At 44.3% G+C, this 12565-nt stretch carries 13 protein-coding genes; all 13 read left to right on the top strand.

Annotated elements, in window-relative coordinates; translation table 11 throughout:
* Nucleotides 1-13 precede the first annotated feature (13 nt).
* The 13 genes from HMPREF9378_RS02935 to HMPREF9378_RS03000 all read left to right on the top strand — a co-directional run bounded on the left by HMPREF9378_RS02935 (nucleotide 14) and on the right by HMPREF9378_RS03000 (nucleotide 12227).
* Complete coding sequence (locus HMPREF9378_RS02935; protein ID WP_002914090.1) at nucleotides 14-1015, top strand: uroporphyrinogen decarboxylase family protein; 1002 nt, start codon at nucleotides 14-16, stop codon at nucleotides 1013-1015.
* 15 nt (nucleotides 1016-1030) lie between these two features.
* Nucleotides 1031-1915, top strand: a complete 885-nt coding sequence (locus HMPREF9378_RS02940) for a transporter substrate-binding domain-containing protein (protein ID WP_002902202.1) — start codon at nucleotides 1031-1033, stop codon at nucleotides 1913-1915.
* 207 nt (nucleotides 1916-2122) lie between these two features.
* A complete protein-coding gene (locus HMPREF9378_RS02945) occupies nucleotides 2123-2815 on the top strand; it encodes an amino acid ABC transporter permease (RefSeq protein WP_002899085.1) in 693 nt (230 codons plus the stop codon).
* 3 nt (nucleotides 2816-2818) lie between these two features.
* A complete protein-coding gene (locus tag HMPREF9378_RS02950) occupies nucleotides 2819-3505 on the top strand; it encodes an amino acid ABC transporter permease (RefSeq protein WP_002902204.1) in 687 nt (228 codons plus the stop codon).
* Between the two features lie 12 nt (nucleotides 3506-3517).
* Complete coding sequence (locus HMPREF9378_RS02955; protein WP_002911634.1) at nucleotides 3518-4282, top strand: amino acid ABC transporter ATP-binding protein; 765 nt, start codon at nucleotides 3518-3520, stop codon at nucleotides 4280-4282.
* Between the two features lie 456 nt (nucleotides 4283-4738).
* Nucleotides 4739-6877, top strand: a complete 2139-nt coding sequence (locus HMPREF9378_RS02960) for an ATP-dependent Clp protease ATP-binding subunit (protein ID WP_002911636.1) — start codon at nucleotides 4739-4741, stop codon at nucleotides 6875-6877.
* A gap of 344 nt (nucleotides 6878-7221) precedes the next feature.
* Nucleotides 7222-8100, top strand: a complete 879-nt coding sequence (locus tag HMPREF9378_RS02965; RefSeq protein ID WP_002914085.1) for a CPBP family intramembrane glutamic endopeptidase — start codon at nucleotides 7222-7224, stop codon at nucleotides 8098-8100.
* 272 nt (nucleotides 8101-8372) lie between these two features.
* Complete coding sequence (locus HMPREF9378_RS02970) at nucleotides 8373-8645, top strand: TIGR04197 family type VII secretion effector (RefSeq protein ID WP_002902212.1); 273 nt, start codon at nucleotides 8373-8375, stop codon at nucleotides 8643-8645.
* A 12-nt stretch (nucleotides 8646-8657) separates the two neighbouring features.
* Nucleotides 8658-9020, top strand: coding sequence for a hypothetical protein (locus HMPREF9378_RS02975; RefSeq protein WP_002902213.1), 363 nt, complete (start codon nucleotides 8658-8660; stop codon nucleotides 9018-9020).
* Nucleotides 9010-10590 (top strand): hypothetical protein, encoded by a 1581-nt coding sequence (locus HMPREF9378_RS02980; RefSeq protein WP_002902214.1) that lies wholly within the window; start codon nucleotides 9010-9012, stop codon nucleotides 10588-10590. The genes HMPREF9378_RS02975 and HMPREF9378_RS02980 overlap by 11 nt, the downstream gene beginning before the upstream one ends.
* 17 nt (nucleotides 10591-10607) lie before the next feature.
* Complete coding sequence (locus tag HMPREF9378_RS02985; RefSeq protein WP_002902215.1) at nucleotides 10608-10928, top strand: DUF4176 domain-containing protein; 321 nt, start codon at nucleotides 10608-10610, stop codon at nucleotides 10926-10928.
* Nucleotides 10918-11328 (top strand): hypothetical protein, encoded by a 411-nt coding sequence (locus tag HMPREF9378_RS02990; RefSeq protein ID WP_002902216.1) that lies wholly within the window; start codon nucleotides 10918-10920, stop codon nucleotides 11326-11328. Before HMPREF9378_RS02985 ends, HMPREF9378_RS02990 begins: the two co-directional genes overlap by 11 nt.
* A 641-nt stretch (nucleotides 11329-11969) precedes the next feature.
* Entirely contained in the window at nucleotides 11970-12227 is a 258-nt protein-coding gene (locus HMPREF9378_RS03000) for a hypothetical protein (protein WP_002893837.1), read from the top strand.
* Nucleotides 12228-12565: the final 338 nt, after the last annotated feature.

Here is a 12565-nt window from a genome sequence, read left to right as displayed (position 1 = left end):
AAAAGGAGAAAAGATGACTTCAAAAAGAGAATTAGTACTGAAGGCCTTCAGAGGAGAGCCCGTTGACCGAGTGCCAGTTGGTTTCTGGCATCATTTTACCAACGAGGATGAGTGGCTGGTAGGTTTTGGAAATCAGGCCATTATTGAGAAAAATCTGGCTGGCCATCAAGCTTTTCTGGCAGAAGTCGAGCCAGACTTTATCAAGCTGATGAGTGATGGTTATTTTGCCTATCCTAATGAACGCTTGAAAAAAGTCCAATCTATAAAAGACTTAGCAGATATTGAGCCGCTAGGTGCTGACCACCCTTGGATTAGTGAGCAAGTGGAACTGGTTCAGAAGATTAGGGCTGGATTTACAGAAGACTTGGTCGCTATTTACAATATTTTTGCGCCAGTGACCTACTTCAAATGGTTGATCGGTAAGGTTGCTGGTGGAGATGATATCATTGCAGATTTCTTGGTGGAGGATGCGGTGCTCACGAAGCGGGTGCTGGATGTGATTGCTCAAGATATTGCAGCTCTGACGGAGCGGATTATCAAGGAAGCTGGTGCGGATGGAATCTACCTCAGCGTTCAGAGCATTCAGGATGCGCGGGTGTCGGCTGAAGACTATAAGGCTTTTATTGCTCCTAGTGAATTGGCGGTGCTGGAAGCAGCCAATGCGGCTGGCGGAGTGAATATCCTGCACATTTGCGGTTACGAAGGCGCGCGAAATGATGTTCATCTTTTTACTGACTATCCAGCTCAGGTCATCAACTGGGCAGTGGGGCCAGAAGGCATCAGCCTAGCGGAGGGCCGGAAATTGTTTGGCGGTCGTACTGTCTTGGGTGGCTTTGAAAATGGCAAGGAAGGCCTGCTCTACACGGGCAGTCAAGCAGTTATTCAAGACGAGACCAAGCGGCTGATAGCAGAGGCTGGCAAGGTAGCTTTGATTATCGGGGCTGACTGTACTATTCCAAGCGATATTGAAGCAGAGCGGATTCAGTGGGTTCGCCAAGCAGCAAGTTTAGCATAAGAAGGAGGCGAAAGAATGAGCAAGAAAAAATGGATTATTGGTGGAGCAGCAGTGATTGCTATTGTAGTGGCGACTTATTTGGGGCGAACCTTGACAGGTGCTTCATCTAGCAAGACGAGCAGCTCTGCATCAGGCAGTGGCAAGGTCACGACATTGAAAGTGGCACATACACAGAACTATGTTCCTTATGACTTTGTGGACGAAAAAGGCGAGTCAGATGGCTATGAAGTTGCTGTTCTCAAGGCCATTGATGAAAAGCTGCCAGACTATCAGTTTGAATATACTGGTACCAGTGATGAAGATCTTTTAGTCGGTTTGGAATCTGGGAAATATGATATTGGAACCAAGGGAGCATGGTACACTGAAGAGCGGGCGAAGAAGTTCATCATTCCAGAAAGCCCAATCGGCGCTAGCATTATCGGTTTCACTATCCGCAAGGAAGACGCTGAAAAATACAAGACCATTGATGATTTTGCCAAGGAAAAGGGCAAGTTGGTACCGATTTCTCCGCAGAATGCTCAATGGGCGGTTATCGAAGAGTATAATCAGAAGCATAGCGGTGCTCCTATTGATTTGACTGCAGCAGAGTCCTTCAAGGTAGCTGATGCTTATGCTTGGGTTCTGGAAGGGCGCTACGATGCTTTCTTTGACATCAAGCTGTCTTTTGAAAAAGCTGTGACAGATAAAGAAGGTTCTTACCATCAGTATGCGGATCAACTGACTTGGTTCCCTTACAAGGGGATTCCGACCTATCCCCTGCTGCATAAAAACGAAAAGAATGAAGAATTTGCCAAGGCATACGAGAAGGCAATTAAGGAACTGGAAAAAGACGGAACCTTGGCTAAACTATCTGAAAAGTATTTCGGAGAGGATGTCTTCTCTTATGTGGACAAGGATTAGTTGCTGCTGTCTGCTGATTATGGAAAATCAAAAGGCTGACTGAGAAGCTGGCTGAAAATAGAGTTGGTGGCTTCTAAGCTGACCTTGCTGCTGTTTGAAGGAATTTTCAAAGAGGATAGCTAGGCGAGAGCATGGTTGCTCCAAGCTGAAAGCGCCCGTCCAAGAGAAGCTTATTCTATCTAATCATTGTCGAAGGAGAAGAAAATTATGGTCTCGTATGACTTGTCCCGTGTCTTTGGCCTGCTGCCTAGTCTGTTGCAGGCTCTGCCGACCACTTTATGGATTATGTTTGTGACAGCTTTGATTGGCTCCTTACTGGGTGGTCTGTTGGCTTGGGCTCAGATTGCCGAGGAACAGTCTTTTGCTGGCCTGGCTAGAGGATATATATTTATCCTTAGATGTACGCCGCCTATTGTCTTACTTTTCTTGGTTTTTTATGGCATTCCAGAGTTTTTAGAATGGTGGCTGGGGCTGGATATCAATAATTGGTCGCGTACTGTTTTTGTTATCATCACCATGATTCTGCTCTTTGCGGCTATGATTGCGGAAGTCTTCAAGGCAGCCTATCTTGCTGTTCCCAAGGGACAGACTGAGGCAGGTCTCAGTATTGGCTTGACACCGCTGCAGACTTTTCTGCGTATTGTCCTGCCACAGGCGTTTCGCATCGCCCTGCCCAATCTCACTACCGCCCTTCTTAATCTCATGCGAGATGCTGCGCTGGCTTATACGATTGGGGCAGTGGATGTCATGGGAGCAGGGCAAAATCTCATCAGTCGGAATCTGGGCAATTATTCCCTAGAAACCTATACAGCGGTGGCCTTGATTTACTGGGGGATTGCCCTAGTGGTTTCGCTGGCTTCCCAGCTTCTGGAAAAAAGTCTGACAGTCAAGGAGAGGTAAAGCATGGATTTGAATTATATTGTAAATACCTTTCTGGTAACGTTGAAAGGCATACCAGTAACCTTGATCATTATGGTGGTGGCTATTCTGCTCAGCTTTATTCCGGCTCTGCTTCTAGCTCTGGGGCAGATTTATAAAGTTCGGGGTGTTCGGACCTTTTCGGTGGTTTATCTGGCCTTTATTCGGGCGACACCTCCCATTTTGCTCATTCTCTTTTTCTATAGTCTTTTTCCTAGCTTACTGAATCAAATTTTTAAAAATCTGGGCAGTCAGGTAGACGTCTTTAAGTTCAATCCACTTTACTATGCTTTCATCATCTATAGCCTGATGACGACAGGCAGTTTGTCGGAAATACTGCGCTCTGCCATATTGACAGTGGATAAAGGACAGTTAGAAGCGGCTCAAGCGATTGGTTTAACGAATTTTCAAGCCTATCGGAGGATTGTTTTTCCTCAGGCTCTGCGCTCTGCCCTGCCCAATCTGGCCAATCTGGTTATCAATCTAGTCAAGGGAACCTCGCTGGTATTTGTCATGACAGTCAAGGATATCACAGCCCTGGCTAAGATAGAAGCCTCCCATTCTTACCAGTATTCAGAGTCTTATCTGGTGATTTTTGTTATTTATCTCATTATTTGTGGCTTGATTCAGTGGATGTTTAGGGGCTTGGAAAAGCGCTACGCTCTTGCTTAGGAAGGAAAGATTATGTTAGAAGTAAAACATATCTCCAAACGGTTTGGAGAGCATCAGGTGCTGGCAGATGTCAGTCTCAAGGTCAATCAAGGTGATGTTGTGGTTATTCTAGGACCCTCAGGCTCTGGGAAAACAACATTTCTGCGCTGTCTGAATCACTTAGAAAAAGCGGATGGCGGCCAGCTGACTCTGTCTGGTAAAGACTATGATTTGGCTAAGCTCAGCAAAAAGGAGATTTTAGAAATCCGTAGAAAGACGGCCTTTGTCTTCCAGCATTATAATCTCTTTGCCAATAAAACAGCCCTTGAAAATATCTTAGAAGGCTTAGTGATCGCTCGTAAGATACCGAGGGAAGAAGCGCTTGAGATTGCGGAAGAGTCCTTGAAGCGCGTGGGTCTCTTGGCCTACAAAGACTACTATCCTTCCCAGCTATCAGGCGGCCAGCAGCAGCGGATTGGGATTGCCCGCGCCATTGCTGTCAAGCCAGACGTTATCCTGCTGGATGAACCAACTTCGGCGCTAGATCCGGAACTGGTCGGCGAAGTTCTTAGTGTCATGAAGCAGCTGGCTCAGGAGGGAGTGACCATGGTCGTTGTGACCCACGAGATGAGCTTTGCCCGCGATGTGGCCAACCATGTCATCTTTATGGACGGAGGCCACATAATTGAAGAAAATCCTCCTCAGGAATTCTTCTCTAGTCCGAAGGAAGAACGGACCAAACAGTTTCTGTCCCGTATTCTGTCGGATGCCAGCTATAGTGTAGAGTATATGATTTAAAATCTGGACTATGTCCAGATTTTTATTATAAAAAAGCGTCTTTATAGGAATGAAAAGAGCCTAAACCAAAATTTTGATTACATTTGTAAATTTATTTTAAAAAATTATGTAAAATCTATTGACAAATAAATTCTGTCATGATAAAATTACAACTGTAAACAAAAAAGTTTACGTAAATTTAATCAGAAGATGTGAATATAGCCGGAAGGCGATTATTTTTGGGAGGATTAAAAATTATGTAAGATCATCTTCTTCCGAAAGAGATCAAATCACTCATAAAAATAGAGACTGAATCAGTCTTGATTTTTGAAAAGAGAATAAGTTATGTAAAATAATAGATAGGAGAAGATCTCCCAAATGAAAATTTATAGTAGATAAGGAAGAGATTTCTTATCTCAAACTTTAGTAAAAATAAAAATTATGTAAAGCAAAATATGAAAAAAGCGAGGTAATGCTATGAACAACAACTACAACAATTTTAATAATATGGACGACCTTTTCAACCAACTTATGGGGCGCATGGGTGGCTACAACAGCGAACACCGGCGCTACTTGATTAATGGTAGAGAGGTCACACCGGAAGAGTTTGCTCAGTACCGGGCTACTGGTAAGCTCCCTGGTCAAGGAGTAGGTGAGCAGACTGGCCAGACTGCTGCTCAAGGACCTAAGCAGGATGGTATCCTGGCTAAACTGGGTCGCAATCTGACTCAGGAAGCGCGTGATGGAAAGTTAGATCCAGTCATTGGGCGCAATAAGGAAATCCAAGAAACAGCTGAAATCCTTTCTCGCCGAACCAAGAACAATCCTGTATTGGTCGGAGACGCCGGAGTTGGTAAGACAGCTGTCGTAGAAGGATTGGCTCAGGCTATCGTCAACGGTGATGTGCCAGCGGCTATCAAGAATAAGGAAATTATTTCTGTTGATATTTCCGGTCTGGAAGCTGGAACCCAATATCGTGGTAGCTTTGAAGAAAATATCCAAAACTTGGTCAATGAAGTCAAGGAAGCCGGCAACATTATCCTCTTCTTTGATGAAATCCATCAAATCCTAGGAGCAGGATCTATCGGTGGAGATAGTGGCTCTAAGGGCATGGCGGATATTCTCAAACCAGCGCTTTCTCGTGGTGAGTTAACCGTCATCGGAGCTACTACTCAGGATGAGTACCGCAATACTATCCTTAAAAATGCAGCTTTAGCTCGTCGTTTCAATGAAGTCAAGGTTAATGCACCGTCTGCCGAAGATACCTATCAGATCCTTCAAGGTATTCGTGACCTGTATGAAAAGCACCACAATGTCATCCTGCCAGATGAAGTGCTGAAAGCGGCTGTGGACTACTCTGTCCAGTATATTCCACAACGGAGCCTGCCAGACAAGGCGATTGACCTGGTCGACGTGACTGCTGCCCACTTGGCAGCCCAGCATCCAGTGACTGATGTTCATGCGGTTGAAAATGAGATTGCTGAACAGAAAGACAAACAGGAAGCGGCTGTTGAGAAAGAAGATTATGAAGCAGCTCTGAATGCTAAGACTCGCATTGAAGAGCTAGAAAAGAAAATTCAAAATCACACTGAGGATATGAAGGTGACAGCTACGGTCAACGACGTAGCAGAGTCTGTTGAACGGATGACGGGTGTACCAGTATCTCAGATGGGTGCCAGCGACATTGAGCGCCTCAAGGGCATGAGTGACCGTCTCAAAGCTAAAGTGATTGGCCAAGATAAGGCTGTAGAAGCCGTGGCTAGAGCTATACGCCGTAACCGTGCAGGATTTGATGAAGGCAACCGTCCAATCGGAAGTTTCCTCTTTGTTGGACCAACTGGTGTTGGTAAGACTGAGCTTGCTAAGCAACTGGCTCTGGATATGTTCGGTACCAAGGAAGCCATCATCCGTCTGGATATGTCAGAATACTCCGACCGGACTGCTGTTTCCAAGCTGATTGGTACGACTGCAGGCTATGTCGGCTATGATGATAACAACAACACCTTGACCGAGCGTGTGCGTCGCAATCCTTACTCTATCATTCTCTTGGATGAGATTGAAAAGGCTGATCCACAAGTGATTACCCTTCTCCTTCAAGTTCTGGATGACGGTCGTTTGACAGATGGTCAAGGGAATACAGTCAACTTCAAGAATACGGTTATTATTGCGACTTCCAATGCTGGATTTGGATATGAAGCAGGCTTGGAAGAGGATGCTGAAAAACCTGATCTGATGGATCGACTCAAAGCTTACTTCCGTCCAGAATTCCTCAATCGTTTCAACGCGGTTATTGAGTTCTCTCATCTCAAGAAAGAAGATTTGATGGAGATTGTTAATCTCATGCTGATCGAAGTAAATCAAACCTTGAGCAAGAAAGAAATTGATCTGGCTGTATCTGATGCAGCTAAGGAATTCCTGCGCGACGCTGGTTATGACCAAGTCATGGGTGTTCGTCCGCTGCGCCGTGTCATTGAGCAGCAAATTCGTGACAAGGTGACTGACTTCCACTTAGACAATCTAGATGCTAAGCACTTGACAGCCGATTTGGAAGATGGTGTCTTAGTTATTCGTGAAAAGGGTGCTGACGCATCTGAAGAAGACAAGCAAGCAGAATAAAGCTTACTGAGTCAACTAACTTTTCAAAGATCTCCTTCTTAGATGAAGGTAGGTCTTTTTTGTTAAGTAGGAATTACAAATATCTCCCCTTTCTGGAAATAAATTACCATTTACCCCAAAATCTCAACTAAATTCTCCTTGATATCACTTAAAAGAAATGTTTCTATTAGGTATATAAAAAGAAAAACATTGAAACCTGATGCTGAAGAAAAGCCAGACTTGCTTAGAAGGTATCGGTAAAATGAAACAAAATTTTGATATTGCCGAAGCAGTCGATGACTCGAATCAACCTAGCTTCTCTCAAATAAGAGAGATGAATAATTTTTTGACGAAAGGAGACTGCTATGAAACAGTCCATAACTACAATTAAACGCAATGTCATTATCTTCGCCATTCTCAGCAGCCTATGTGGCAGGATTGGTTATGTTGTTGATAAAGTAACTGGCCAAGCTCATTACGAAAATATCGGAACAGAGATAGGAAGCGGCTCTTTAGGGATGCTGATTTGGCTGGTAACTCCGTTAATCTGTACCATCTTTCTTCGAAGCTTTGGCGGAGACGGCTGGAAAGAGGCAGGTTTTTCCATTCATTTTAAGAATAACAAAAAATTATATCTGATTAGTTTTTTAGTCTACCCTCTTGTTACTATGATAGTGATACTCTTGGGACTGATGACACAAGGCATCAGAGTGACAGATGTGAAGGTTGAGTTTACGGTCTATCTTGGAATCTTGCTCACACAGATAGGGGCTCAATTCATAAAAAATATTTTTGAAGAATCCGTTTGGAGGGCATATCTTACCAATCAATTAATCAAATTAAAATTATCTGACTTAAAACTATATCTACTTGTTGGATTTATCTGGTGGATTTGGCATCTGCCTTACATTATGAAGCTTCTGTCTGAGAGAGAAATCCAAAATACCTTGCCGGTTGGAAGGTTTACATTCTTCCTTATCGGGATGATAACTGTTGCATGCTGGACGGTCATGTATACAGAGATTTTTAGAATTACTAAGTCTGTCTGGCCGCTGGTAATTATGCACACTATGGAGGATGCGGTTATAAATCCTTTACTATTACTAGGCTTTGTCTCGGTAGAAAAAAATCAAGCTTTCCTCTTCTCGCTTTCAGTGGGGATGATTCCGACCGTTCTTTATTTTACAGTCGGTCTAGCTATACGGAAATGGAGAAAAAAACTGGAGTATGGAAAGTCGAGCTAACAGAGTAATAAAAAGCAGATTCCTGATAATGTTACCGGATCTCGCTTGAATCATCTGGCTGTCAAAGATTTGGAAGGCGATCTGGAGAATGAGTTTCTGCTCATTAGGAAGCGGAAATTAGAGGCTTTAAAAGCACCAGATTAAGTAGGTTTAGCAATTAACAAGATTGGAATTATTTATCAGTCTTGTTTCTTTTTGGTTAAAAAGCAGGCGGAGACTTGAACTTATAATATAAATGTCATAAAATAAAAGCAAAAACAGAGGAGCAAGCAATGTCAGATATTAAAAGTGATAATGGGCTAGTAGCTAGCCATGCTAATAGCTTTTCAGCCGCTTCCAGTCAGATAGGTGCAGCATCTCAGCCTGACAAGGATGCTATCAGTCGTTTGGAGGGAAATAGCCGGGCAAGTGAGGAAATTGATCATTCCAGTACGGCGTCAGCTGATATCGCCGGTAAGATTACAAGCTTCAGTCAGCTCCTGCAAAGCGTAGCAGAGGAATTTCAGGCGACTGACCAAGGAATGGCTGCGGATATTGAGGGATAAGGAGGAAGTAGTATGAAGAATTCCCAAACTCTAGCTGCTGAACGCCTGCAGGCATTTGAAAAACTGGATAAGGCTGAGGAGCAAAAGCGTCGTCTAGACCGCTTTGAAGAGGATATTGATTATCTCTATGACCGGGGACTTTCGGCCTTGAGAGAGCTGAATTACCTGCCCTTAACGGCCAAGGACAGTCAGGATTTTTATGATATTATGGGTCTGGTTGAGCACAGTCACCGATTGCTGGATTTGGATATCCAGGATGGTCAGGATCGGCTGGATAAGGAAAGAAAAAAGCTAGACCGTCAGATTGAGATCATCCAGGGTCAGTATAGACAAGCTCTGGAAGCAGAAGACAAGGAGGCTGGATATGGGCGCTAAGATGGAACTCCCCGTTTCCAACCAGCAGGCAGGGTCAATGGCCACTGCCAGCCAGGTGAGGATCGCGGCTTATGAATCTGCCATGCAGGCCATGGAAAATTTTGCAGGGGAAAGCGGGCTGACCGGAACAGCATATGACAGTGCTAAAACCTACTGTCAGGGGATGTTCCTTCCCCTCTTTAAGGCAGCGATTCTCTTTGAAGAAGAGCTGGTCAAAGCTGGCAGCGATCTGCCCAGCCGTTATGTCAGTGAGGTGGCAGAAGAGAGTTTGGATCAGGATGTCCTGGAGAGTCAGATTGCTTCTTATGATCAGACCATTGACAGCCAAAATCAGGCTCTGACCGAGGCCAATAAACAGAAGGATGTGGCTGCTTCTACCAAAAGCAGCATCCAGAATGCCATTACAGCAGCTCAGGACAAACGTCATGAATTGCAGGACAAGCTGAATAAACTGCTGGCCTTTTATTCATCGTCGGCCACTATTTTCGACAATCTGCCGGGGCTGGCTGCTGCTTTGGACCAAGCTCTGAGCCTGATGACAGAAGGCTTTGCAAACTTTAACGGCAGCTTTGTCCTGCCTAGTCCGGACAGGATGACCTGGACCCAGACTGTTGAAACAGCTTGGGAGAGCAAAAAAGCAGTTGAAGCTGCCTTTCAAAAGGTCATGGATAAGCTAGACAGCGGTGAAGAGCTGACTCCGGAGGATATCCAGGCTGTCCAGGCCTATCTAGAGCGCTATCCCAGCCGGAACATTCCGCAGGCCCTCCGCAGCCATCTGGAAGAAGCGGTCCAGCAGGCTGATCCCATCCTCAAGGTACGACTGGACCAGGCCAAGGCAGATCAGGCTTCTGGTAGTCTCTCGCAGGCTGCTTTCAATGGGCTGTGGGCTGGGGCTATGCTGGGCTTTATGAAGCAAGCAGGCAATCAAACTGGTGCCCAAACAGTAGCTATGCCTGCTGCCAAACAGGCTGCTGGTAGTAGCGGTGGTTCATCGGGCTTTTGGGACTTTCTTTTTGGTCATACCAATACCCTGGAACACTCCAAAAAGACTGACTGGAGTACAGGCTGGTTATATAGTACCTATGCCAAATACTCGACAACTGTGGAAGAAGATGATCCTGGTATTTTCAAGTACAAGACAAATAATGGTATTTTTAATGGAGTAGCTGTAGATTTGGGTGTGGCTTCTGTTGATATAGATGCCAGTGACTGGAAGCTTAATGCCAGTCCTCAAATCAGTGTCGGTGGCTATCATATTGGTGTCAATGGCAGTGTTGGCTTAAATACAGACACAGGTTGGCTCCCTATGCCGGAGATTAATCTTTCTCTACATGCTGGAACAGAGCAGCACGATACTGGGGCCGGTCTTAAAGTATCTACTGATATCTGGAATGGTATGGTTGGAGTCTATGGCGTCGACTCGAATATCAGTAAAGACTCGAATGGAAATAAAACGGTGAATTCGGTTGAAACGGGGGCGCAAACCGTGAATGGTCTGGAAGTTGCAGCTGTAGTAGTTGCAGTGACAGTAGCTCCTGTAGTCGCCCTCCCAGCGCTTGCTCTGGCTTAAGGAGAAAGGAGACTTTGATGAAGCAACAATTACCTATCGGAAGTGTAGTCATGGTTAAGGGCAGTTCTCAACCCCTGATGATTGTCAGCCAGTTTCCTGTGACGACCCTTGACGGACAGACCGGCTACTTTGACTTTGGAGCAGTAATCCTGCCCTCCGGTCTGACGGGAAAAGAATTAATCTTTTTTAATAAAGAAGATATTGAGCGGCTGGTCTTTGTTGGTTATGTAGATGTGACTTTTCAGGATTTGCTCCAGCGTTATGACGAGCTGATAGCTGATATCCCCTATCCCAGGCTGACCGTCCCGGAAAGAGCAGGAGCGGCAGATGAAGCGTAAGACAATTATTTTCTCAGGCCTAGTCCTCCTTGCTTTAGCTTTTGGAGCTCTCTTCCTCTTTGCCAGCCTGAATGAGGCCAGTCTGGACGGAGTGTATTACCGCCAGATTGAGGATGGGGCAGACGGCTTCAGTGGCTTGGACAAGGAAACGATTCTGAATATCAGAGACCAGCAAGTCACCTTCTATAAAGAGGGTCTGGAAGAGAAGGGCAGCATTGACCGCAAGGCCGGCAGTATCCGGCTAGGGTCTAAACTTTACAGCTATGTCCACAATGGGGATTTGCTCATGCTCAAGCTCAAGGAGGATCCGACCAATTCCAAGGAGGGCCTTTATCTGGTCAGAAAAGACAGCCCCTCAGCCAAGAGGCTAGAGCAGAAGTCTAAATCTCAGTCACCTTAATGCACAGCTACATCCGTCTCGTTCTAGCGAGGCGGATTTTGTCATTTGAACAGGCTCCTGCAGCAGAGAAAGAGCTGATAAGCCTTATACAAGTCTTCTATCAAAACCTTTCTATTGGCTTGGTGCTCCATTTCATAATTTGGAAATACTTGCAAGGGCATAAGAACTATAACTTGTCATCTGCTCTTTGTTTTCTTCTAGATACTGCCGTTCTCTCTGATAGACTAACATACTGGCTTCATGAAGCTGCTTACTTTTTAGAAAGGTTAACATTGCTATTTTCCTCTAAATTTTTTAAGTTTTTTCTTGAAAACTCTAAAGCAGACTAGTGTAAAATGCGGGAACGCAATACTGTATTTCATCAGCTTTCAGAAAATTAAAAAAACTGTTGGAAGACACTCACATAATCTGAACTAGCATGATTTAGGCTTCTAAAAAATGTTTAGATAATTTGGAGGAAGACAGCAAATGACAATTGGGCATTTTAAATTTTTTAGATAATGGAGATAAAACATGAAAAGTTGACATTTCAATAGATTGTGTTCTAATTTTTTTGTACATTTTCAAGTTTTTATATATGTAAATGTCAGAAAAAAGTGTATAATGGATTAGTAAATTAAATTTTAGGAGAGGATTTAATTATGAAAAAGTTGGATATTACAACTATGCCTGACTATAGGAAAGTCGAGGCTGTTGTTCAGTTGTTAGTTAATGGAACCTTAACTAGTTATCGAATTGCGACGGATGCAAACATCAGCAAGATGAGTATCCTGACCTTAACTAAAGGGACCAGCAAAATTAAGAACATTACTTATCAAACTGCGATGGCCTTAATTAATTGGTATGAAGAAAACCATGAAAAATACGGCATCACCATTCATCAAAAGGCCGCAGGATAGTCTAAAACTATGATGTAGCTCAACCCTAACCCAGCTAACCATTTGGATAGCTGGGTTTTTCTATGTCTCTTAATGAGACAAGCTGTGGGCGCAGTCGAATTTAGAGGCATTGATGCAGACTGAGTGCAAGCTAAGTCTACGTTCCGCTATTTTTTTAGCGATTGCCGGCTCGCAGAGTCGAGCAGAGCTTAGAAGCATAGATGCAGTTTGAGCGTAAGCGAAAACTACGTTCTGTAAAAACTTAATGAAACAATCTGTGGGCGCAGTCAAACTTAGGAGCAGGATGCTCAATTTCTTACTTTTTCTGTCCTTATGGGCAGATTTTTTTGACAGTCCAA

The organism is Streptococcus sanguinis SK1 = NCTC 7863 (genome assembly GCF_000194945.1).
Classification (GTDB): Bacteria; Bacillota; Bacilli; order Lactobacillales; family Streptococcaceae; genus Streptococcus; species Streptococcus sanguinis.
This window is presented reverse-complemented; position numbering and strand designations above follow the sequence as displayed.

Excerpts from the sequence above, each read along its gene's own strand:
- HMPREF9378_RS02935 (WP_002914090.1), top strand. The coding sequence starts at position 14 with ATGACTTCAAAAAGAGAATTAGTACTGAAGGCCTTCAGAGGAGAGCCC.
- HMPREF9378_RS02940 (WP_002902202.1), top strand. The coding sequence starts at position 1,031 with ATGAGCAAGAAAAAATGGATTATTGGTGGAGCAGCAGTGATTGCTATT.
- HMPREF9378_RS02945 (WP_002899085.1), top strand. The coding sequence starts at position 2,123 with ATGGTCTCGTATGACTTGTCCCGTGTCTTTGGCCTGCTGCCTAGTCTG.
- HMPREF9378_RS02950 (WP_002902204.1), top strand. The coding sequence starts at position 2,819 with ATGGATTTGAATTATATTGTAAATACCTTTCTGGTAACGTTGAAAGGC.
- HMPREF9378_RS02955 (WP_002911634.1), top strand. The coding sequence starts at position 3,518 with ATGTTAGAAGTAAAACATATCTCCAAACGGTTTGGAGAGCATCAGGTG.
- HMPREF9378_RS02960 (WP_002911636.1), top strand. The coding sequence starts at position 4,739 with ATGAACAACAACTACAACAATTTTAATAATATGGACGACCTTTTCAAC.
- HMPREF9378_RS02965 (WP_002914085.1), top strand. The coding sequence starts at position 7,222 with ATGAAACAGTCCATAACTACAATTAAACGCAATGTCATTATCTTCGCC.
- HMPREF9378_RS02970 (WP_002902212.1), top strand. The coding sequence starts at position 8,373 with ATGTCAGATATTAAAAGTGATAATGGGCTAGTAGCTAGCCATGCTAAT.
- HMPREF9378_RS02975 (WP_002902213.1), top strand. The coding sequence starts at position 8,658 with ATGAAGAATTCCCAAACTCTAGCTGCTGAACGCCTGCAGGCATTTGAA.
- HMPREF9378_RS02980 (WP_002902214.1), top strand. The coding sequence starts at position 9,010 with ATGGGCGCTAAGATGGAACTCCCCGTTTCCAACCAGCAGGCAGGGTCA.
- HMPREF9378_RS02985 (WP_002902215.1), top strand. The coding sequence starts at position 10,608 with ATGAAGCAACAATTACCTATCGGAAGTGTAGTCATGGTTAAGGGCAGT.
- HMPREF9378_RS02990 (WP_002902216.1), top strand. The coding sequence starts at position 10,918 with ATGAAGCGTAAGACAATTATTTTCTCAGGCCTAGTCCTCCTTGCTTTA.
- HMPREF9378_RS03000 (WP_002893837.1), top strand. The coding sequence starts at position 11,970 with ATGAAAAAGTTGGATATTACAACTATGCCTGACTATAGGAAAGTCGAG.